This window comes from Sphingomonas panacis (assembly GCF_001717955.1).
GTDB classification, from domain to species: Bacteria; Pseudomonadota; Alphaproteobacteria; order Sphingomonadales; family Sphingomonadaceae; genus Sphingomonas; species Sphingomonas panacis.
The window spans coordinates 1,213,205-1,234,504 of sequence record NZ_CP014168.1; the positions used below are offsets into that span (position 1 = coordinate 1,213,205).

Annotated in this window: 16 protein-coding genes; 11 read left to right on the top strand and 5 right to left on the bottom strand. The window is 66.7% G+C overall.

What is annotated here, in order from left to right; all coding sequences use genetic code 11:
* Window positions 1-46: 46 nt before the first annotated feature.
* A complete protein-coding gene (locus tag J0A91_RS05400) occupies window positions 47-3,388 on the top strand; it encodes a transglutaminase family protein (protein ID WP_069204048.1) in 3,342 nt (1,113 codons plus the stop codon).
* Window positions 3,389-3,492: 104 nt separating this feature from the next.
* On the opposite strand, the gene J0A91_RS05405 is transcribed toward J0A91_RS05400, so the two are convergent.
* Entirely contained in the window at window positions 3,493-4,674 is a 1,182-nt protein-coding gene (locus tag J0A91_RS05405) for an acetyl-CoA C-acyltransferase (RefSeq protein WP_150126832.1), read from the bottom strand.
* Window positions 4,675-4,825: 151 nt separating this feature from the next.
* Here J0A91_RS05405 and J0A91_RS05410 point away from each other — a divergent pair, with 151 nt between their 5' ends.
* From J0A91_RS05410 to J0A91_RS05420, 3 genes are all read left to right on the top strand, one after another.
* A complete protein-coding gene (locus tag J0A91_RS05410) occupies window positions 4,826-6,835 on the top strand; it encodes a GMC family oxidoreductase N-terminal domain-containing protein (protein WP_069207065.1) in 2,010 nt (669 codons plus the stop codon).
* A 109-nt stretch (window positions 6,836-6,944) separates the two neighbouring features.
* On the top strand, window positions 6,945-8,018 hold the full coding sequence (locus J0A91_RS05415; RefSeq protein ID WP_083224519.1) for a mannose-1-phosphate guanylyltransferase/mannose-6-phosphate isomerase: 1,074 nt from the start codon (window positions 6,945-6,947) through the stop codon (window positions 8,016-8,018).
* A gap of 37 nt (window positions 8,019-8,055) precedes the next feature.
* The gene (locus tag J0A91_RS05420) at window positions 8,056-8,349 is read left to right on the top strand and encodes a DUF1330 domain-containing protein (protein WP_069204051.1); all 294 of its coding nucleotides are present in this window, start codon (window positions 8,056-8,058) and stop codon (window positions 8,347-8,349) included.
* Between the two features lie 26 nt (window positions 8,350-8,375).
* Here the strand turns inward: J0A91_RS05420 and J0A91_RS05425 are convergent, their stop codons facing one another.
* The 3 genes from J0A91_RS05425 to J0A91_RS05435 are packed head-to-tail and all read right to left on the bottom strand — an operon-like array spanning window position 8,376 to window position 9,800.
* The gene (locus tag J0A91_RS05425) at window positions 8,376-9,323 is read right to left on the bottom strand and encodes an aldo/keto reductase (protein ID WP_069204052.1); all 948 of its coding nucleotides are present in this window, start codon (window positions 9,321-9,323) and stop codon (window positions 8,376-8,378) included.
* Complete coding sequence (locus tag J0A91_RS05430; protein ID WP_069204053.1) at window positions 9,320-9,511, bottom strand: hypothetical protein; 192 nt, start codon at window positions 9,509-9,511, stop codon at window positions 9,320-9,322. The genes J0A91_RS05425 and J0A91_RS05430 overlap by 4 nt, the downstream gene beginning before the upstream one ends.
* A 4-nt stretch (window positions 9,512-9,515) precedes the next feature.
* The gene (locus J0A91_RS05435; RefSeq protein ID WP_069204054.1) at window positions 9,516-9,800 is read right to left on the bottom strand and encodes a hypothetical protein; all 285 of its coding nucleotides are present in this window, start codon (window positions 9,798-9,800) and stop codon (window positions 9,516-9,518) included.
* 171 nt (window positions 9,801-9,971) lie between these two features.
* On the opposite strand from J0A91_RS05435, the gene J0A91_RS05440 reads away from it, so the two are divergent.
* The 4 genes from J0A91_RS05440 (at window position 9,972) to metH (ending at window position 15,820) form a co-directional block, all read left to right on the top strand.
* A complete protein-coding gene (locus tag J0A91_RS05440) occupies window positions 9,972-10,940 on the top strand; it encodes an ArsR/SmtB family transcription factor (RefSeq protein ID WP_069204055.1) in 969 nt (322 codons plus the stop codon).
* Window positions 10,937-11,878, top strand: a complete 942-nt coding sequence (gene metF, locus J0A91_RS05445; protein WP_069204056.1) for a methylenetetrahydrofolate reductase [NAD(P)H] — start codon at window positions 10,937-10,939, stop codon at window positions 11,876-11,878. Before J0A91_RS05440 ends, metF begins: the two co-directional genes overlap by 4 nt.
* Window positions 11,879-11,997: 119 nt before the next feature.
* The gene (locus J0A91_RS05450) at window positions 11,998-13,044 is read left to right on the top strand and encodes a homocysteine S-methyltransferase family protein (protein ID WP_069204057.1); all 1,047 of its coding nucleotides are present in this window, start codon (window positions 11,998-12,000) and stop codon (window positions 13,042-13,044) included.
* A 106-nt stretch (window positions 13,045-13,150) separates the two neighbouring features.
* Entirely contained in the window at window positions 13,151-15,820 is a 2,670-nt protein-coding gene (gene metH, locus J0A91_RS05455) for a methionine synthase (RefSeq protein ID WP_069204058.1), read from the top strand.
* 6 nt (window positions 15,821-15,826) lie between these two features.
* Here the strand turns inward: metH and J0A91_RS05460 are convergent, their stop codons facing one another.
* Window positions 15,827-17,341: an acetyl-CoA hydrolase/transferase family protein gene (locus tag J0A91_RS05460; RefSeq protein ID WP_069207066.1), complete on the bottom strand. Its 1,515-nt coding sequence runs from the start codon at window positions 17,339-17,341 to the stop codon at window positions 15,827-15,829.
* A 111-nt stretch (window positions 17,342-17,452) separates the two neighbouring features.
* On the opposite strand from J0A91_RS05460, the gene J0A91_RS05465 reads away from it, so the two are divergent.
* The 3 genes from J0A91_RS05465 (at window position 17,453) to J0A91_RS05475 (ending at window position 21,294) form a co-directional block, all read left to right on the top strand.
* On the top strand, window positions 17,453-18,340 hold the full coding sequence (locus tag J0A91_RS05465; RefSeq protein ID WP_069204059.1) for a LysR family transcriptional regulator: 888 nt from the start codon (window positions 17,453-17,455) through the stop codon (window positions 18,338-18,340).
* Window positions 18,341-18,451: 111 nt separating this feature from the next.
* A complete protein-coding gene (gene zwf, locus J0A91_RS05470; protein WP_069204060.1) occupies window positions 18,452-19,915 on the top strand; it encodes a glucose-6-phosphate dehydrogenase in 1,464 nt (487 codons plus the stop codon).
* A gap of 44 nt (window positions 19,916-19,959) precedes the next feature.
* Window positions 19,960-21,294 (top strand): MATE family efflux transporter, encoded by a 1,335-nt coding sequence (locus J0A91_RS05475; RefSeq protein WP_069204061.1) that lies wholly within the window; start codon window positions 19,960-19,962, stop codon window positions 21,292-21,294.
* Window positions 21,295-21,300: the final 6 nt, after the last annotated feature.

Sequence of the window (21,300 nt, forward strand, 5' to 3'; positions counted from 1 at the left end):
GAGATTTTGGTTGCATAGCAGCAACGCATGCCGTCTGTTCAACCTTATGCTCAAAGCCGGCCTGCACCATCTCACCGCCTACAAGTACAGTCGCCCGATCCGGCTCGGCCCGCAGGTGATCCGGCTTCGTCCGGCGCCGCACAGCCGCACCAAGGTGCCGAACTACGCGCTCAAGATCGAGCCCGCCGGGCATTTCCTCAACTGGCAGCAAGACCCGCACGCCAACTGGCTGGCGCGAGTCGTGTTTCCCGATCCGGTCGATCATTTCTCGATCGAGGTCGATCTGCTCGCCGATCTCGACGTCATCAATCCGTTCGACTTCTTCGTCGAGGAATATGCCGAAAATTATCCGTTCCACTATGACGATGCACTGCGGATCGATCTCGCCGCCTATTTCGATCTGGAGCCGCAGGGGCCGCTGTTCGAATCGCTGGTGGCGCAGCACGCCCAGCATCGCGGGCGCACGATCGATTTCCTCGTCGAGATCAACGCCAAGCTCCAGGAGCGGATCGGCTATATCATCCGCATGGAAAGCGGCGTGCAGACGCCCGAGGAATCGCTCGAGATCGGCCAGGGTTCGTGCCGCGACAGCGCTTGGCTGCTGGTGCAGTTGCTGCGCCGGCTTGGGCTCGCTGCGCGGTTCGTGTCGGGCTATTCGATCCAGCTTGTTGCGGACGTCGAGCCGGTCGAGGGGCCGAAAGGCGTCACGCAGGACGTGGTCGATCTGCACGCCTGGGCAGAGGTGTACATCCCCGGCGCGGGCTGGATCGGGCTGGATGCGACCTCGGGCATGTTCGCGGGCGAAGGCCATATCCCGTTGTGCGCGACGCCGCATTACCGTTCGGCCGCGCCGATCAGCGGCATGGCCGAACCCGCCGAGGTCGACTTCCATTTCGAGATGAGCGTCAGCCGCATCGCCGAGGCGGTGCGGATCACCCGGCCGTTCACCGACGATCGCTGGGCGGCGCTCGATGCGCTTGGGCAGCGCGTCGATGCCGATCTGGCCGCGCAGGACGTGCGCCTGACCATCGGCGGCGAGCCGACCTTCGTCGCGGCGGATGGCGGCTCGGCGCCCGAGTGGAACGGCGACGCAGTCGGCCCGACCAAGGCGGGCTATGCCGACACGTTGATCCGCGAATTGCGCACCAAGTTCGCAGCCGGCGGGTTACTCCACCACGGCCAGGGCAAATGGTATCCCGGCGAGACGCTGCCGCGCTGGGCCTATGCGGTCTATTGGCGCGATGACGGCGCGCCAGTCTGGCACGACGCCGCGCTGATCGCCGAGGAAGACGGCACCGGCAAACCGCCGGTCACGGCGGAGACGGCCGAACGCTTCCTCGAACTGATCGCCTCGGGACTCGGCCTGCCCGCCGGCCATGTCGTGCCGGCCTATGAAGACCCGCTCGCCTGGTCGTTCAAGGAAGCCGAGCTGCCGGTCAACACAAGCCCCGAAGACCCCAAGATCGACGATCCCGAAGCGCGCACCCGCATGGTGCGCGCGTTCGAACGCGGGCTGTCCACGCCGGTCGGCTATGTGCTGCCGGTGCAGAAATGGCAGAGCAAGGTGCAGGGCGGCTGGCTGACCGAGCAGTGGAAATTGCGGCGCGGCAAGCTCTACACCGTGCCCGGCGACAGCGCGCTCGGCTACCGCCTGCCGCTCGGCTCGCTGCCCTATGTGCCACCGTCCGAATACCCGTATGTCAACGCGCGCGACACCAGCGAACCGCGCGAACCCTTGCCCGATTTCCGCACCCAGCGCGCCGAGATCGCGGACGCCCCCGCCACCGAACAGCGCATCACCGAACGCGCGCCGGTGTCGGGCGCACAGCCGCAGGAGCGGGTCGAGCAGGAGATTGTCGTCGGCGCCGTCCGCACCGCCGTTACCGCCGAGCCGCGCGGGCATTTCCTGTCGGTGTTCATGCCGCCGGTGCGCACGATCGAAGAGTATCTCGAGCTGATCGCCGAAATCGAGACCGCCGCCGCCGCGCTCGGCGTGCCGATCCGCATCGAGGGCTATGCGCCGCCGCCCGATCCGCGCTTGAAGGTCTTGAAGGTCACGCCCGATCCCGGTGTGGTCGAGGTCAACGTCCACCCCGCCGCGAGCTGGGCCGAGACCAGCGAGATCACCGAGACGCTGTACGACATCGCGCGACGGGCCGGCATGACCGCCGACAAGTTCATGCTCGACGGTCGCGCGATCGGCACCGGCGGCGGCAACCATATCGTGCTGGGCGGGCCGACGCTGTACGATTCGCCGTTCGTGCGCCGGCCCGATCTGCTCAAGAGCTTCGTCCTCTATTGGCAGCGCCACCCCGCGCTCAGCTATCTGTTCTCGGGCATGTTCATCGGCCCGACCAGCCAAGCGCCGCGCATTGACGAAGCGCGGCACGACGGCCTGTACGAGCTGGAGATCGCGCTCGCGCAGGTGCCCGGCCCCAAGGACGGCGAACAGCCGCCAGCGTGGATCGTCGATCGGTTGTTCCGCAACTTGCTGGTGGACGTGACCGGCAACACCCACCGCACCGAAATCTGTATCGACAAGTTTTTCTCGCCCGACGGCCCGACCGGGCGGCTCGGCCTCGTCGAGTTCCGCGCGTTCGAGATGCCGCCAGACGCACGGATGAGTCTGGCGCAGCAATTGCTGCTTCGCGCGTTGACCGCGTGGTTCTGGCGCGAGCCGCAGCAAGGGGCGCTCACCCGCTGGGGCACCGCGCTGCACGATCGCTTCATGCTGCCGCACTTCGTCTGGGCGGATCTGCTCGACGTGCTCGGCGATCTGGGCGGCGCCGGCTATGCGTTCGATCCTGCATGGTTCGAGGCGCAACGCCAGTTCCGCTTCCCGGTCCACGGCACGATCGAGGCGGGCGGCGTCAGCCTCGAAATCAGCCACGCGCTCGAGCCGTGGCATGTGCTCGGCGAAACCGGCGCGATCGGCGGTACGGTGCGCTATGTCGACAGCTCGACCGAACGTTTGCAGGTGCGCGGGAGCAACCTCACCGTGGGACGCCACGTGTTGACCTGCAACGGCCGTCGCATCCCGATGGCGCCGACGGGTGTGCCCGGCGAAGTGGTTGGCGGCGTGCGGTACAAGGCGTGGGCGCCGGCCGACTGCCTCCACCCGCGTCTGCCGGTCAATGCGCCGCTCACCTTCGACGTGCTCGATACGTGGAGCGGGCGGTCGCTGGGCGGCTGCGTCTATCACGTCGCGCATCCGGGTGGCCGCAATTACGACGCGGTGCCGGTCAACGGTTTCGAGGCCGAGGCGCGCCGCAAAGCGCGGTTCCAGGATTACGGCCACACGCCCGGCCCGATCCCGGTGCCACCGGAGGAATTGCCGAGCGAGTTTCCGCTGACGCTGGATTTGCGGCGACCGGCGAACCTGCGGTAGACCCGAACGTCGTCGCCCCGGCGCAGGCCGGCGCCGTTGTATGGCTTGGCGAGCGGCTCGCCAAAAACGCAGCGGCCCCGGCCTGCGCCGGGGCGACGCTCAACTCACACCAGTTCCAGCGCCACCGCGGTCGCCTCGCCGCCGCCGATGCACAGGCTCGCCACGCCCTTCTTCAGCCCGCGTGCTTCGAGCGCACCGAGCAACGTCGCCATGATCCGCGCGCCGCTGGCGCCAATCGGGTGCCCCAGCGCGGTGGCGCCACCGTTGACGTTGAGCTTCTCGGCCGGAATCGCCAGTTCGCGCGCGGCAATCATCGCCACCACCGCGAACGCCTCGTTGACCTCGAACAGATCAACGTCTTCGGCGCTCCAGCCGGCCTTGGCGAGCACCTTGCGGATCGCCGGCACCGGCGCGCTGGTGAACTTGGCGGGTTCCTGCGCATGCGCGGCGGTAGCGACGACGCGCGCGATCACCGGCAGCCCGAGCTTCTCCGCCACGCTCTGCCGCGTCATCACCAGCGCGGCGGCGCCGTCCGAGATCGATGAGGCGTTGGCGGCCGTAACGGTGCCGTCCTTGACGAACGCCGGCTTGAGCGACGGGATTTTTTCGGGCCTGGCCTTCCCCGGCTGCTCGTCCTCCGCGACGACGGTATCCCCGCCCCGCGCCTTGACGGTGACGGGCGTGATCTCGCGATCGAACGCGCCGCTCGCGATCGCGTCCTTGGCACGCGCAAGCGAACGCAGCGCATAATCATCCTGATCGGCGCGGGTGAGTTGGTATTCGCGCGCGGCATCCTCGGCGAACACGCCCATCGGCGTGCCGGGCTGGTAAGCATCCTCCAGCCCGTCGAGCATCATGCTGTCGTACATCGTGTCATGACCGATTCGCGCGCCGCCACGATGTTTGGTCATCAGATAGGGCGCGTTGGTCATGCTCTCCATGCCGCCCGCGACCGCGATGTCGACCGATCCGGCGGCGAGCGCATCATACGCCATGATCGCCGCCTGCATGCCCGATCCGCACATCTTGTTGACCGTCGTCGCCTCGACCGAGACCGGCAGCCCCGCGCCGATCGCGGCCTGCCGCGCCGGCGCTTGCCCAAGCCCGGCCGGTAGCACGCAACCCATATAGATGCGCTCGATCAGATCGGGATTGACCCCCGCGCGCTCGACTGCGGCGGCGACCGCGACCGATCCGAGCTCGGTCGCCTTGAGGGGGGTCAGTGCGCCCTGGAAGCCGCCCATCGGGGTGCGGGCGTAGCTGGCGATGACGACGGGATCGGTCATGAACATCTCTCTCGTTGCTTCGGCGCGCTGAAGGGCACGCTCCTGTTGGGCGCGAGATAGGAGCTTCGGTGGCGGTTTGCGATAGCGCGATGTCGCGATCGTAACGGCTTCGACACTCTGCTATGGCAGCGGCATGATCGCGGGGGGCGGCATGAAGAAGCCATTCAATGTCTTGCAGGCGAGTATCCTCAAAGCGCTGACCAAGGCGCTGTTCCACAAGGTCGATATGGCGATCACGCCCGATCAGGTCGTCGCCAACATCCAATATCAGTTCAGTTTGATGGAGGGCGGCAAGCCCCGCGAGATCGGCCTGACGCTGTATCTCGTTTGTCTGGTGCTGGGCGGGCCGCTTTTCCTGCTGCTCGGGCCGGGCTGGGGCGCTCGGAAGGTCGCGCGGCGGCTGGAACGGTCGCAGAACGATCTGATGCAGGATCTCGCGCGCATTCGTGGCGTCATCTACGCTGGCTATTACGGCCATTGGCAGGGCGCTTCGCAGACCACCGAACAGGGCCAGATCGACAATGTCGACAATCCGGTGCTCGCGCAGATCGGCTTCACGCTGCCGCTTTACCGGGAGCGCGGCGCGGGTGAGATGCCGATCACGCACTATGACGAGCGCGACCTGAGCCACGCCGATCTGGTCAATCATGCGAACGTCCCCGACGAGGTGGATGTGATCGTGATCGGCTCGGGGGCGGGTGGTGCCGTCGCCGCCGCCAATCTCGCGCGGCATGGGCATGATGTGCTGATCGTCGAGGTGGGCGGGTTATGGGCGTCGCGCGATCTCAGCCACGAGGAGCGGCGGATGACCTCGCGGCTGTTCGTCGACGGTGGCCTGCAATCGAGCCGCGACCATGACGTGATCGTGTTTCAGGGCCGCTGCGTCGGCGGTTCGACCGTCATCAACAACGGCATCTGCCTGCCGGTCAACCGCGAGGGCCTCACCCACCCGGATGCCGATGATGTGCTGGAACGCTGGGCGAGCCTCGGCGCGCCGGTCGACAAAGCGCGTTTCCATGCCGCCTATGACGCGATCACCGCACGGCTTTCGATCCAGCCGATCGCACACCGCGCCGGGCGCAACAACGGCCTGCACCTGTTGAAAGGTTGGGCGGCGTATGCGGCGAAGAGCACCAATCCGATCGACAAGGCCGCGCCGGCGGTGTGGTTCAGCAAGAATTTCGGCCCGCCAAACGGGCCCGCCGAATGCGCGTATTGCGGCTATTGCAACACCGGCTGCCCGTATGGTCGCAAGCAGGGCATGGCGCAATCGTTCCTGCGTGACGCCCGCGCATCGGGCGCGCGCATTCTTGCCGAAACCAAAGCGGAGGCCATTCTCTGGCGCGACGACCGGCAGGACGGCAAGCACGTCGCGCACGCGGTGACGGTGAAGCTCGCGGATGGCGGCGAACGTGTGATCCGCGCGCGCAAGGGCGTGGTGGTAGCGGGCGGCGCGATGGCATCGAGCCGGCTGCTTCAGGCGAGCGGCATCGGGGGGGCGGGCACCGGCCTGTCGTTCAACATGGCCTGCCCGGTCGTCGCGCTGATGCCCAACGCGGTGAAGAGCTGGGACGAGGACCAGATGGCGACCTATGTCGACGCCCGCGACTTCCTGCTCGAATCGCACTTCCAGCCGCCGATGAGCATGTCGACGCTGATGCCCGGCTGGATCGGTGATCACGCGCAGCGGATGCGCAACTATGACCGGCTCGCCTCGGCCGGCGTGCTGATCCCGGTCGATCGCCAGGGCTCGCTGATCGACGGCGCGCTCCACCTCAAGCTGCGCGCGGATGTCGAACTGCCCAATCTGCGTCGCGCGCTCGCCACGCTGTCGCGCGTGCATTTCGCGGCGGGTGCGCTGGAGGTGTATCCGGCGCTGGCGCGCGGCACGACGCTCAGGCGCGGCGAGGATATCGACGCCTTCTTCGACCGTTACGTCCGTGAGGCGGACGACGTGACGCTCTCCACCTCGCACCCGCACGGCGGCAACGCGCGTGGCTCCGATCCGGCGACGAGCGTGGTCGATCTCGACTGCCGCGTCCACAATGTCGCCAACGTGCTCGTCGCCGACGCCAGCACCTTCACCAGTTGTATCCGTGTCAACGCGCAGATGACGACGATGGCGATGGCGCATTACGCGACCGAGCACGATCCGTTTTGAAACCCGACGGCTTTTCGACTTAGTTGACGCGCTGCAGCATTTACCCGGCTTCGTGCGTTCTGCTAGGCGTGGCGCACGACCTCGCCGACATTCCACTGGAGAATACCCGATGCCGTCTTCGACGCCGATCACGCCTGTCATTCTCTCAGGTGGGTCGGGGACCAGGCTCTGGCCGATGTCGCGGCCCGAGCGGCCCAAGCAGATGCTCGCGCTGACCGCCGAGGAGACGATGCTCCAACTCACCGCGATGCGTGCGACCGGCGAGAATTTCACCGCGCCGATCGTCGTCGCCAATGCGCGCCACGCCGATATGGTCGAGGAGCAGCTCGATAGCGTCGGCGCGACCGCGCAGGCGCTGATCTTCGAGCCGGCCGGCCGCAACACCGCCCCCGCGATCGCGCTGGCCGCGCTCGCCGCCGAGGCTTTGAATCCGCTGCTGGTGATGCCGTCGGACCACGTCATCGCCGACGTGGCGGCGTTCCATGCCGCGATCCACGCCGCGCTGCCGCTCGTCGCCGAGGGCTGGCTCGTCACCTTCGGCATCGCGCCCGACGCGCCCGAGACGGGCTATGGCTGGATCAAGGTCGGCGAGGAGATTTCGGGCGGCGTCCACCGCGTCGCCAAGTTCGTCGAGAAGCCCCCGCGCGACCGCGCCGAGGCGATGCTCGCGGCGGGTGACCATAGCTGGAACGGTGGTATCTTCCTGTTCCGCGCCGACATTTATCTCGATGCGCTGGCGGTGCATGCGCCCGAGATGCTCGCCGCGTGCCAGCTCGCGATGGCCAAGGCGCGTCGCGAGGGCACGCGCATCTTCCCCGATGCCGAGGCGTTCGCCGCGGCACCCGATAACTCGATCGATTATGCGGTGATGGAAAAGGCCGAGCGCGTTGCGGTGGTGCCGGTCAGCATGGGCTGGAACGATGTCGGCAGTTGGGATGCACTGCACGCGATCAGCGAACTGGACGCGGCAGGCAACGCGCATGCCAGCGCGGCTACCGGCGAGGTGATCGCGATCGACACCACCAACTGTCTGGTCCGCACCGACGGGATGCGCGTCGCGCTGGTTGGCGTCGATGATCTGATCGTCGTCGCCAGCGGCACCGACGTGCTGATTCTTCCGCGCGGTCGCAGCCAGGAGGTCAAGAAATTGATCGAGGCGATGAAGGCCAGGCCCGCGAGCTGAACGCGGCATTTCGCATCCACCACGCACGAGAGACGCAATGGCAGCCTATATCCTCTTCATCCGCGACGAACCCGTTCATGACGCAGCGGAAATGGCCGAATATCAGCGGCTCAACCGCGAACGCGGCAGCGGCGGGTTCGACGTCAAGCGACTCGCCTTCTACGGCTCGGCCGAGGGGCTCGAAGGCCCGACGCCGGACGGTGTCGTGGTGCTCGAATTTCCGACCGTCGAAGAAGCGCGCGGTTGGTACACCAGCCCCGGCTATCAGGCGGCGATGCAGCACCGTCTCAAAGCCGCGAACTACCGGGTGATGATCGTCGAAGGCGTCTGATCGGCTCGCGGCCGACCAGAGGCCGCTCAAACACCCGCGTTGGTCAGCCGCTCCAGTTGGTCCGTGCTCAATTTCAGTCGCGTCGCACCGAGCAGATCCTCGACCTGCTCCACGCTCGTCGCGCTGGCGATCGGCGCGACCACGCCGGGTTGTGCCGCCAGCCATGCCAGCGCGATCTGCGCCAGCGTCGCCCCGGCTTCGGCCGCAACCGAATCCATCGCGGCGAGTACGCCCGATTTCTGCGCGATCAGCTCGGCCATGCCGCTGCCGCGTGGACTTTGTTCCATATCTTCGGGCGTGCGATATTTGCCGGTGAGGAAGCCCGAGGCGAGCCCGTAATAAGGCAGCACGCCGATATTATGCTCGACGCAATAATCCTGCAGTTGGCCTTCGAAATGGCGGCGGTTGACGAGGTTGTATTCGGGCTGGAGCACCTGGAAATGCGGCAGGCCGGCCGCACGCGCGGTATCCACCGCCGCCTTCAGTCGCGCCGCGTGATAGTTGGACGCGCCGAGCGCGCGCACCTTGCCGGCCTTGACCAGTGACGCGAACGCTTCCGCCACTTCGTCGAGCGGCACTTCGGCATCGTCCTGATGCGCGTAATAGAGGTCGATCGTCTCGATGCCGAGCCGCTTCAACGATGCCTCGCAACCGGCGACGATCGCCGCGGCCGACAGTGGCGATCCGCCTTCGACGGGCATCATGCCGACCTTGGTCGCGATCAGCACATCGTCGCGCTTGCCGCTCTGCTTGAGCCACGCCCCGATCATCGTCTCCGATTCGCCGCCCTGGTTGCCCGGCACCCAGCGCGAATACATGTCGGCGGTGTCGATCAGGCTGCCGCCGCCCGCCACGAACGCGTCGAGCACCGCGAAGCTGGTCGCCTGATCGGCGGTCCAGCCGAACACGTTGCCGCCGAGGACGAGCGGCAGGATGTGGAAATCTGTCGCGCCCAGGCGCCGGAGGTCGGTCATTGGGTGTCGTCCTGATGGGTGTCGACGAAGGTCGCGGCGTTGGCGTCGACGCTGTTGGCGTCCAGCATCGCCGCCGCGTCGTCGAGCGCCTGCGCCTCGCTCCCGCTCATCGCACCGGGGGTGGTGCTGCTCGATCCGCACCCGCCGAGCACGAGCAGCAGCGCCAGCGCGCCGGGAAAGCGGGTCAAACGATCACTCCGAGACCGTGTTGCCGGCGTCCTTGAGCGTCTGCCCGGTCTTGTCCTTGGCCTTGCCAGCGGCGTTGCCGATCGCGTCGCCGGCATTGTCGAGAGTCGCCTCGGCCGATCCGAACGCCTTGTCGGCGGCCGCTTCGGTGCTGTTGGCTGCGGTCGACATCGTCGCGTTGGCGTCTGCCGCGATTGTGTCGCCAGCCTGAGCGCTCTCATCGCGCGCCTTCTGGCTGCACGCACCGAGCGCGAGCGACGCGGCGACGGCGAGGAGGATGGTCTTCTTCATGGCGGCGGGTCTCCGGCGAAAATGCTGGGCTACGAATATCGAAGCGGCACAACGCACGCAATCGCGCGAAGGGTCCGGCGTTCCGGCCAAGCGGGCGATGCGCGTGAAAGTGGGCAGCTTCCCATCAATCACGTTGACCCATATAAAGATATCTTTATATGTAATTCCAGTATGACGATCGCCCTCGACATCTTCCGCGCGCTGGCTGACGGGACGCGGTTGCGGATCCTTGCGCTGCTGCGCTCGATGGAGCTGTCGGTTGGCGAACTCGCGCAGGTGCTCGGGCAGAGCCAGCCGCGCGTCAGCCGCCACGTCAAGATCCTGTGCGATGCCGGGCTCGCCGAGCGGCGCAAGGAAGGCAGCTGGGTGTTCGTCGCACTTGGCGCTGCCGAGCGCGTCGCGCCGGTCGCCGACGCGCTCGACGCGTGGAGCGCGGTCGAGGCCGATCATTGGGCAACCGCCGACGCCGCCCGGCTGGCGGCGGTGCGTGCCGATCGCGCGGCATCGGCGGCGCAATGGTTCGAGGCGAATGCGCGCGAATGGGACGCGATCCGCTCGCTCCACATCGCCGAGGAACAGGTCGAGGCGGCGATCGACGGGGTGATCGGTGCCGCGCGAATCGGCCGGTTGATCGATATCGGCACCGGCACCGGTCGTATGCTCGAGCTGTTCGCCGGCCGCGCCGAGCAGGCGCTGGGGATCGATCGCAGTTCCGAGATGCTGCGCCTCGCCCGCGCCAAACTGTCCAGCCACGGCATCGACAATGCCGAGCTGCGCCAGGCCGATCTTTACGCGCTGCCGCTGGCGGATGCCGCCGCCGATCTCGCCATCGTCCATCATGTCCTCCATTTCGCGCAGCAGCCCGGTGCCGCGATCACCGAGGCGGCGCGCGTGCTCAGCCCCGGCGGGCGGCTGCTGATCGCCGATTTCGCGGCCCACGACCGCGAGGAACTTCGCATCCGCGACGCGCATACGAGGCTCGGTTTTTCGGACGAGCAAATGACGACATGGTTTGCCGCCGCCGGCCTCGCGCCCGACCGGATCGAAACGCTGGAGGGCGGCGAACTGACGGTGAAGCTCTGGCTGGCGCGCAAGCGGGCGCAGGCGGACACTATGGTACAAGAGGTGAAGGCGGCATGACGATCTCGGTTTCGCAACTCGAAGAGGCGCGCCGCGCGCTGGAGGCGCCGCTGTTCGCCGACGTGGCGGGCGATACCGCCGTATCGTTCGAATTCTTCCCTCCCAAAACGCCCAAGATGGAAGAGGCGTTGTGGGAGACGGTGAAGACGCTCGAACCGTTCGGCCCGCGCTTCGTCTCGGTCACCTACGGCGCGGGCGGCTCGACCCGCGAGCGCACCCACGCCACCGTCGCGCGTATCCAGGCGGAGACGGGCACGCCCGCCGCCGCGCACCTCACCTGCGTCGAGGCATCGAAGGCCGAGATCGACGCGATCGCCGACGCATATTGGCAGGCCGGCGTGCGCCACATCGTCGCGCTGCGTGGCGATGCGCCGGGCGCGGACGGCTTCGTTCCGCATCCCGACGGGTATACCAATGCCGCCGATCTGGTCGCGGGGCTGAAGCGGCTTCACCCCTTCGAGATTTCGGTCGCCGCGTATCCGGAATGCCATCCCGATTCGCGGGGCGTCAGCGACGACCTCGACAATCTCAAGCGCAAGATCGACGCGGGCGCGACGCGCGGCATCACTCAGTTCTTTTTCGAGCCCGAAACCTTCTTCCGCTTCCGTGACCGCGCCATCGCGGCGGGGATCACGGCTGAGATGGTCCCCGGCATCATGCCCGTCACCAATTTCGCCAGCATCGTGAAGATGTCGGCGATGTGCGGCACCGAGGTGCCGGCGTGGCTCGGCCGGCTGTTCGAGGGGCTTGAGGATCACGCCACCGCGCGCCAGCTCATCGCCGCGACGCTCGCCGCCGAACTGTGTCGCAAGCTCTACGCCGGCGACGTCCGCGCGCTGCATTTCTACACGCTCAACCGCGCCGAACTAAGCTTCGCGATCTGCCATATGCTGGGCTTGCGCGCGAAGCTGCCGGCCAAGGTCGCGGTGGCGGCGTAACAGATTCCCCTCCCGCTTGCGGGAGGGGGTTAGGGGAGGGCCTGTCCACGGACGGCGCGCTTCTCCGACAAGCCCTCCCCCGACCCCTCCCGTAAACGGGAGGGGAGAAGGAAAAGACGATGACACCACGCCAATCCCTGCTCGCCGAGGCCGCCAAGCGAATCCTCATCACCGATGGTGCGTTCGGCACCGAGATCCAGAACTGGAAGCTCTCCGAGGCTGATTACGCCGGTAATCTCGGGCTGGCGAAGGACCAGAAGGGCAACAACGACATCCTCGCGCTGTCCAAGCCCGAAGTCCCGGAAACGATCCACCGGGCCTATTTCGAGGCGGGCGCCGACATCGCCGAGACCAACACCTTCTCGGCCAACATCATCAGCCAGGCCGATTACGGCGCCGAGGCGCTGGTGAAGGAGATCAACATCCAGAGCGCGCGGCTCGCGCGTCGCATCGCCGACGAATATCAGGCGCGCGACGGCCGCCCGCGCTTCGTCGCGGGCGCGGTCGGGCCGACCAACAAGACGCTGTCGCTCAGCCCCGACGTCAACGATCCCGGTTTCCGCGAGATCGACTTCGACTATTTGAAAGCCGTGTACCGCGAGCAGATCGACGCTTTGCTTGAGGGCGGCGCCGATTTCATCCTGATCGAGACCGTGTTCGATACGTTGAACGCCAAGGCCGGCATCATGGCCGCGATCGAGGCGGGCGATTCGCTCCGGCGCGACGTGCCGATCATGCTGTCGATGACGCTGACCGATCTGTCGGGCCGCAACCTGTCCGGGCACACGGTCGAGGCGTTCTGGCACGCGGTGCGCCATGCCAAGCCGGTGACGATCGGACTCAACTGCTCGTTCGGTGCGGAGCAGCTTCGCCCGCACGTCAAGACGCTGGCCGGCATCGCCGATACGCTCATCATGGTGTATCCAAATGCTGGCCTGCCCAACGAACTCGGCCAATATGACGAGATGCCCGAGACCACCGCCGGGCTGGTCAAGGAATGGGCCGACGCGGGGCAGGTCAACATCCTCGGCGGTTGCTGTGGATCGACGCCCGCGCACATCGCCGAGATCGCCCGTGCCGTCGCCGGCCTGCCGCCGCGCGCGCTCCCCAAGCCGCCGGTAGTGACGCGTCTGGCCGGGCTGGAGCCGATGACGATGGCGGGATAGCGCGCCTTTCGTCACCCCAGCGAAAGCTGGGGTCTCGCGCCGCAAGCGCGCGCTCCGTTACTGCCAGACCCCAGCTTGCGCTGGGGTGACGATTTGGGAAATGCCCATGACCGCCAACCTCTCCACCTCCTTCGTCAACATCGGCGAGCGCACCAACGTCACCGGCTCGGCGCGCTTCAAGAAGCTCATCATGGCGGGCGATTACCCCGCCGCGATCGAGGTCGCGCGGCAGCAGGTCGAATCGGGCGCTCAGGTGCTCGACGTCAACATGGACGAGGGGCTGCTCGATGCCGAGCATGCCATGACGACCTTCCTCAAGCTGATCGCCGCCGAGCCGGACATCGCGCGAATCCCGTTCATGGTCGATTCGTCGAAATGGTCGGTGATCGAGGCGGGGCTGAAGTGCGTGAGCGGCAAGCCGATCGTCAATTCGATCAGCATGAAAGAGGGCGAGGAGAAGTTCCTCAAGGAAGCCAGGCTGTGCATGGCCTATGGCGCCGCCGTCGTCGTGATGGCGTTCGACGAGGCGGGCCAGGCCGACACGCAAGCGCGCAAGATCGAGATTTGCGAGCGCGCCTACAGGCTGCTGATGACGATCGGCTTTCCGCCCGAGGACATCATCTTCGACGCCAACGTGTTCGCGGTCGCGACCGGCATCGAGGAGCATAACAATTACGGCGTCGATTTCATCGAGGCGGTGAAAGAGATCAAGAAGCGCTGCCCGCACGTCCATTTCTCGGGCGGGCTGTCGAACCTGTCGTTCAGCTTCCGCGGCAATGAGCCGGTGCGCCGCGCGATGCATTCGGTGTTCCTGTACCACGCGATCCCCGCCGGGCTCGACATGGCGATCGTCAACGCAGGCCAGCTCGACATCTACGACGATATCGACCCCGAACTGCGTGAGGCGTGCGAGGACGTCATCCTCAACCGCCCACAGCGCAAGCCCGACGAGACTCCGACCGAGCGCCTCATCGCGCTTGCCGAGCGGTTCCGCGGCACCGATGCGGTGGCGGAGAAGGCCGCCGAGGAATGGCGCGGCTGGCCGGTCGCCAAGCGGCTCGAACATGCGCTCGTCAAGGGCATCGACATGTATGTGGTCGATGATACCGAGGAATGCCGCCAGCTTTTCCCGCGCCCGATCGAGGTGATCGAAGGCCCGCTGATGGACGGCATGAACGTCGTCGGCGACCTGTTCGGATCGGGCAAGATGTTCCTGCCGCAAGTCGTCAAATCGGCGCGCGTGATGAAGAAGGCGGTGGCGCATCTGCTGCCCTTCATCGAAGCGGCGAAGGAGCCCGGCGCGCGCGGCAAGGGCAAGATCATCATGGCGACCGTCAAGGGCGACGTGCATGATATCGGCAAGAACATCGTCGGCGTCGTGCTCCAATGCAACGGCTTCGACGTGGTCGACATGGGCGTGATGGTGCCGTGGAGCGACATCCTCAAGGCGGCGAACGAGAATGACGCCGATATGATCGGCCTGTCGGGCCTGATCACGCCGAGCCTCGACGAGATGGTGACGGTCGCCGAGGAGATGAAGCGCGCCGGCTTCACCATGCCGTTGCTGATCGGCGGGGCGACCACCTCGAAGGTCCACACCGCGCTGCGCATCGCGCCGGCCTATGATGGCCCGGTCGTGCACGTTCTCGACGCGAGCCGCGCGGTGGGCGTCGCTTCGACGCTGGTCAGCGATACGCAGAAGGACGCGTTCGTCGCCAAAACCGCGGCCGATTACGAAGCGGTCCGCATCGCCCGCGCCAACAAGGGCAACAATGATCTGCTGCCGCTCGCCAAGGCGCGCGCCAACCCGTTCGTCGCCGACATGGCGATGAAGCCGGTCGCGCCGCTCAAGCCCGGCGTCCACGTGTTCCGCGACTGGGATCTCAAGGATCTGCGCGAACTGATCGACTGGACGCCGTTCTTTCGCGCGTGGGAGCTGGCGGGCAATTACCCGGCGATCCTCGACGACAAGATCGTCGGTGAAAGCGCGCGCTCGCTGTTCGCCGATGCCGAGAAGATGCTCGACCGCATCATCGAGGAGAAGTGGCTCACCGCGCGCGGCGTCGCCGGGCTGTGGGTGTGCGCGCGCCACGAGGACGACGTGATCGTCGACACCAAGGGCGACTTCAACGCCGACGAGCTGATCGGGCTCGACATGCTCAACCTCGTCGATGGCACCGACGTGTTCCGCCTGCCGTTCCTGCGCCAGCAGATCGCCAAGCGCGAGGGCCGCGCCAACATGTGCCTCGCCGATTTCATCGACACCAAGGGCGACTGGATCGGCGGCTTCGCGGTGTCGATCCACGGCATCGAGCCGCATCTCGCCAAGTTCAAGGCGGCGATCGACGATTATTCGGACATCCTGCTCAAGGCCTTGGCGGACCGTCTCGCCGAGGCGTTCGCGGAGCGGCTGCACCAGCACGTCCGGCAGGAATTGTGGGGCTATGCGCCCGACGAACAGCTCACCAACGAGGCGCTGATCCGCGAGCAATATCGCGGGATCCGCCCCGCACCGGGCTACCCCGCCTGCCCCGAGCACAGCCTCAAGACGATGCTGTTCAAGATGCTCGACGCGCACCATGCCACCGGCGCGACGCTGACCGAAAGCTTCGCGATGCTCCCCACAGCGGCGGTGTCGGGCTTCTACTTCGGCCACCCGCAGGCGGAATATTTCGGCGTCGCGCGGATCGGCGAGGATCAGGTGACCGATTATGCCACGCGCCGCGGCGTCGATCTCGATACCGCGCGGCGCTGGTTGCGGCCTAACCTCGACTGAGTTCGATCACCCCGGCTGCATCGTCCCCGTCTCGATGAAGCGCTGGTGCCACGACAGCGCCTCGCTTGGCAGCGACGGCGCATGCAGCCCGTATGACCCTGCCAGCGCGCGCTCGTAATAGTCGGTCAGCGCGTCGCGGTAGGACGGATGCGCGCACTGCTCGATCACCAGCCGCGCACGATGCTTGGGGCTGAGGCCGCGGAGATCGGCGAGTCCCTGCTCCGTCACCAGCACCGCGACGTCCTGCATGATGTGATCGACATGCGCGGCCTGCGGCACGATCGCCGAGATCTTGCCGCCCTTAGCGGTGGAGGGGGTCATGAAGATCGAGACATAAGCGTTGCGCGCGAAATCGCCCGAGCCGCCGATGCCGTTCTGGATTCGCGATCCCATCACGCAGGTCGAATTGACATTGCCGTAGATATCGGCCTCGATCAGTCCGTTCATCGCGATGCAGCCGAGCCGGCGGATCAGTTCGGGATGGTTGCTGATCTCCTGCGGACGCAGGATCATACGGTCGCGATAGCGCCCCATCTCGGCATTGAGCCGGGCCGCGGCCTCGGGGCTGAGCGAAAACGCGGTCGCCGACGCCATCCGCAGCCGGCCGCTGTCGAGCAGGTCGAGCATGCCGTCCTGGATGACCTCGGTATAGGCGGTCAGATCGTGGAACGGCCCGTCGACCAGCCCGGCAAGCACGGCATTGGCGATGTTGCCGACGCCCGATTGCAGCGGCAGCAACGAGGCCGGCAGCCGCCCCTTCGTCACTTCATGGCCGAGGAAGTCGAGCAGATGCTCCGCGATCGCCTTTGCCGCGGCGTCGGGCGGCGAGAACGGCGCGTTGCGATCCGGCGAATCGGTCTCGACGATCGCGACGATCTTGTCGGGGTCGCAGCGCAGATAGAGTTCGCCGATGCGGTCATCCGGGCGGACGAGCGGAATTGGCACGCGATGCGGCGGCAGCGCGGTGCCGTAATAGATGTCGTGCATCCCCTCCAGCGCCGGGTTCTGCCAGCGATTGACCTCGAGAATCACCTTCTCCGCGCGGTCGAGCCAGGTCTTGTTGTTGCCGACAGAGGAGGACGGCACCAGCGAGCCATCGGCCCGGATCGCACTGACTTCGACGATCGCGACGTCGAGCGGCCCGAGGAATCCCTGCCACGCCATCGGCGCGACCTGGCTGAGGTGCATGTCGAGATAGTCCATCTCGCCCCGGTTGATGCGGTCGCGCGCGATCGGATCGGAATTATAGGGTAGCCGCAGTTCGATGCCATTGGCACGCGCCAGCGCGCCGTCGAGCTCCGGCCCGGTCGAAGCGCCGGTCCACACCCGCACCCGCATTGGGCGACCCGCGGCGTGCTCGGCCTCGATTCGGCCGGCGAGCGCCATCGGCACCGCCTTCGGGTAACCCGAGCCGGTGAAGCCGCTCATCCCGACGGTCATGCCGTGATCGATCTGCGTGGCGGCCTGTTCGGCGCTGGTGATCCGCGCGCGCAATCCGGTGTGGGCGATCCGGTCGGACATTTCGATCATCTCCTCGATACCGGTCTGTCGGCCGGATAAACCTCATGTCGTTTGTGCTGAAGCAAACACAATGGATATTATTGGCGCATCACTTGTGCGAAATGCGTGCGAATGTCCGATCTCGTTCAGAACCTGCGAACCTTCGTTCGTGTCGCCGAGCGATTGAACTTCTCGACCGTCGCCGCGCAGAGCCACGCCAGTCATACCACGATTGCCCGCCGCATCGATCAACTCGAAGCGCATTTCGGTACGCGGCTGCTGCTGCGCACGACCCGACGGCTGGCGTTGACGCGCGAAGGCGAACGGCTGCTCGACCATGCCCGTGCCGTGATCGAGGAGATCGACCATGCCGAGGCCGATCTCGGCGGCGCGGCGCGGGCGCGCGGGGTGGTGCGGGTCGGCGTCACGACCGCGCTCGGCCTGCATTATGCGGAGCGGATCGTCGCGCTGCACGCGCGCCACCCGGATCTGCGGATCGAGTTCGCGATCGCCGACTGGCAGGATACGCTCGATGAAGCTGGGCTCGATCTTGCATTGCGGGTTGGTGATCCCGCGCCCGAGGCTTCGCACGCCAGCACACTCGGGAAAATCGCGCGCGTGCTGGTTGCGGCGCCCGCCTATCTCGTCGCGCATGGGGCGCCGGCCACGCCCGCCGATCTGCTCGCGCACGCCTGTATCGCTTATGGGTACGGGCCGGCGCGCGCGACGTGGGACATCGCCGGCCAGCAATGGCGCGTGCGCGGCCCGTTTCGCGCCAACAGCAGCGAGGCCGTGTACCGCGCCGTGGCGAGCGGACTCGGCATCGGCCTGTTGCCGCAAATCCAGGTGAGCGGTGATATCGCGCGCGGCGTGCTGCGTCCGGTCCTGCCCGAATACGGAATCGCGCCGCTGATGCTGTCGGTGACGCATCGATATGCGCGCATGCGGATGCCCGCGCGGGTCCGTATCGTCCTGGATTTCCTGGCGGCGGAGTTTCCGAACGGCCCGAATCCCGATTGATCTGCCGCAAGCTATACGCTCCAAGGGCTGTTGGAGATGCGACATGCATCCGATCGGGCGAGGGTGCGTTGGGGGTTTCCATTGATGGCGCGCGGCGAGACGGGGATACGAATGTCGAAGGCTTCACTTTCGGTCGGCCCGAAATATCCGCAAGTGGTGGTGCTGATCGGCGCGACCGGCGATCTGTCGCGCCGCAAGCTGCTGCCGGGGCTGTTCCACCTCGTCAGCGAAGGGTTCATTCCCGATTGCCGGATCATCGGCATGTCGCTCGACGAGATGGATGCCGACGCGTTCCGCGCCTTCACGCGCGCCGCGCTCGATGAGTTCCGTACCCGGCCGATCGATGATGCGGAGTGGACCAAGTTCGCCGCGCTACTCGACTATCTACCGATCGCCGCCGGCCCCGAGAAACTGCGTGAGGTGGTACTCGCCGCCGAGCAGAGCCTCGGGGCGGAGAGCCGGCGGCTCCACTACCTGAGCGTTCCGCCGAACGCGGCCTTGTCGAGCGCACGGATGCTCGGCGCCGCCGGGCTGGTCGAGAATTCGCGCGTCGTGATGGAGAAGCCGTTCGGCACCGATCTCGCCAGCGCGGTCGATCTCAACGCCAAACTCCACGAGATTTTCGCCGAGGAGCAGATTTTCCGCATCGATCACTTTCTCGGCAAGGAACCCGCGCAGAATATCCTCGCCTTTCGCTTCGCCAACGGGCTGTTCGAGCCGATCTGGAACCGCAACTTCATCGATCACGTGCAGATCGACGTTCCCGAAACATTGGGTCTCGGCAAGCGGATCGGCTTCTATGAAAGCACCGGCGCGTTCCGCGACATGGTGGTGACGCATCTGTTCCAGATCCTCGCCTTCATGGCGATGGAGCCGCCCACCGCGCTCGAACCCGGCCCGATCAGCGAGGAGAAGAACAAGGTCTTTCGTTCGATGCTGCCGCTCGATCCGCAGAACGTCGTGCGCGGGCAATATACCGGCTACCGGCAGGAAGAGGGCGTCGATCCCGAATCGGATACCGAGACCTTCATCGCGCTCAAGTGCCAGATCGACAACTGGCGCTGGGCGGGCGTGCCGTTCTTCCTGCGCACCGGCAAGAAGCTGGCCGAAGGGCAGCGCATCATCTCGATCGCGTTCCGCGAGCCGCCCAAGAGCATGTTCCCGGCCGGATCTGGCGTTGGTTCGCAGGGGCCGGATCATCTCACCTTCGACCTCGCCGACGCTTCGCGCGTGTCTTTGTCCTTCTATGGCAAGCGGCCGGGGCCGGGCATGCGGCTCGACAAGCTTTCGATGCAATTTGCGTTGCAGGAAACCGGACGAATCGATGAGGTGCTCGAAGCGTATGAGCGGCTGATCCTCGACGCGATGCGTGGCGACCGCACCTTGTTCACCACCGCCGAGGGGATCGAACGTCTGTGGCAGGTTTCGACGCCCTTGCTCGAATCCCCGCCGCCGGTTCGGCTTTACGAGCCGGGTTCGTGGGGACCGAAGTCGATCCATCAGTTGATCGCGCCGCACGCATGGCGGCTGCCGTTCGAACGCGCGTGGCGCGGCGGGGATACGTCGAAGAAATAGGCAACCCAGCCGTTCGGGCCGGACGGACAGGAAATCTAGCGCACATGGATGCTCCGCTCACCCGCCGCGCGATCTTCGCGCAGGCCTGGCCGATCATGCTCGGCCAGGCGACGATCCCGCTGGTCGGGTTGGTCGATACCGCGGTGATCGGCCGCACCGGCGACACGGTGGCGCTGGCGGGGGTGGCGCTCGGCGCGACCGTCATCAACTTCGTCTTCTGGAGCTTCGGCTTCCTGCGCATGGGCGTCACCGGGCTGACTGCGCAGGCGCACGGCGCGGGTGATGACGGCGAGGTCGCGGCCTTGCTCGCGCGCGGGGTGGCGATGGGGCTTGGCTTCGGCGTGGCGCTGCTCGCGTTGCAGGTGGTGCTGATCCCCGCGGCGTTCGCGATCCTCGCCGGCGGCGCGGATATCGACCGGGCGGCGCGCGCATTCGTTTCGGCGCGCTTCCTCAGCGCCCCCGCGTTGCTCGGCGTCTACGCGATCAACGGCTGGTTGCTCGGGCTGGGGCGGACGCGTGAGGCGCTGGCGATCCAGATCGTCGCCAACCTCGCCAACATCGCGCTCGATGTGCTGTTCGTCTGGCATTTCCACTGGGGCGTGCGTGGCGTCGGGTTGGGGACGGCGGCGGCGGACTGGATCGCGTTCGTCAGCGGCATCGCGATCGTCGCGCGGCAGCTTGGGGCGAAGGGTCGTGCGGGGCTGTGGCGCGCCGGTCTGTTCGGCGCGACCGTTATGCGGCGGCTGATCGCGGTCAACGCCGACATCATGATCCGAACGGTCGCCTTGCTGGTGATGTTCACGTGGTTCGCCAATGCCGGCGCCCGGCTGGGCGCGACCCAGCTCGCCGCGAATCAGGTGCTGATGCAGTTCGTGTCGATTTCGGCGTTCGTGCTCGATGGCTTCTGCTTCACCGCCGAATCGCGGATCGGCCAGGCGATCGGGGCGGGATCGCGCGAACGGTTCTGGCGCGCGATGCGGCTGACCGGGGAGTTCTGCCTCGCCGCGGCGGCGGTGTTCGCACTTGTCGTCGCAGTCGGCGGCGGCGCGATGGTCGATGCGCTGGTGGCGAGCGCCGACGTCCGCCACGCCGCTTATGCGCTGGTGCCGCTCGTCGCCCTCGTGCCGTTGATCGGCGTGCCGGCGTGGCTGCTCGACGGCGTGTTCATCGGCGCGACCGAAGGCCGTGCGCTCCGCAACGCCGCGATTCTGTCGACCGCAGCCTATATCGCAACCGATCTGCTGCTGCGTCCGTTCGGCGCGACCGGGTTGTGGTTGGCGTTGATCGCCGGTTACGGATATCGCGCGGCGGCACTCGGGGCGTTCCTTCCCGCGCTTGCCGCGCGCATCACGGTTGCGAACCGGGCAAGCGCCGCCTAGAGGCGC

Coding starts and splice junctions, on each gene's coding strand:
- zwf (WP_069204060.1), top strand. CDS start 18,452: ATGTCGAAGGCTTCACTTTCGGTCGGCCCGAAATATCCGCAAGTGGTG.
- J0A91_RS05465 (WP_069204059.1), top strand. CDS start 17,453: ATGTCCGATCTCGTTCAGAACCTGCGAACCTTCGTTCGTGTCGCCGAG.
- J0A91_RS05400 (WP_069204048.1), top strand. CDS start 47: ATGCTCAAAGCCGGCCTGCACCATCTCACCGCCTACAAGTACAGTCGC.
- J0A91_RS05450 (WP_069204057.1), top strand. CDS start 11,998: ATGACACCACGCCAATCCCTGCTCGCCGAGGCCGCCAAGCGAATCCTC.
- J0A91_RS05460 (WP_069207066.1), bottom strand. CDS start 17,341: ATGTCCGACCGGATCGCCCACACCGGATTGCGCGCGCGGATCACCAGC.
- J0A91_RS05435 (WP_069204054.1), bottom strand. CDS start 9,800: ATGAAGAAGACCATCCTCCTCGCCGTCGCCGCGTCGCTCGCGCTCGGT.
- J0A91_RS05425 (WP_069204052.1), bottom strand. CDS start 9,323: ATGACCGACCTCCGGCGCCTGGGCGCGACAGATTTCCACATCCTGCCG.
- J0A91_RS05420 (WP_069204051.1), top strand. CDS start 8,056: ATGGCAGCCTATATCCTCTTCATCCGCGACGAACCCGTTCATGACGCA.
- metH (WP_069204058.1), top strand. CDS start 13,151: ATGACCGCCAACCTCTCCACCTCCTTCGTCAACATCGGCGAGCGCACC.
- J0A91_RS05440 (WP_069204055.1), top strand. CDS start 9,972: ATGACGATCGCCCTCGACATCTTCCGCGCGCTGGCTGACGGGACGCGG.
- metF (WP_069204056.1), top strand. CDS start 10,937: ATGACGATCTCGGTTTCGCAACTCGAAGAGGCGCGCCGCGCGCTGGAG.
- J0A91_RS05405 (WP_150126832.1), bottom strand. CDS start 4,674: ATGACCGATCCCGTCGTCATCGCCAGCTACGCCCGCACCCCGATGGGC.
- J0A91_RS05475 (WP_069204061.1), top strand. CDS start 19,960: ATGGATGCTCCGCTCACCCGCCGCGCGATCTTCGCGCAGGCCTGGCCG.
- J0A91_RS05410 (WP_069207065.1), top strand. CDS start 4,826: ATGAAGAAGCCATTCAATGTCTTGCAGGCGAGTATCCTCAAAGCGCTG.
- J0A91_RS05415 (WP_083224519.1), top strand. CDS start 6,945: ATGCCGTCTTCGACGCCGATCACGCCTGTCATTCTCTCAGGTGGGTCG.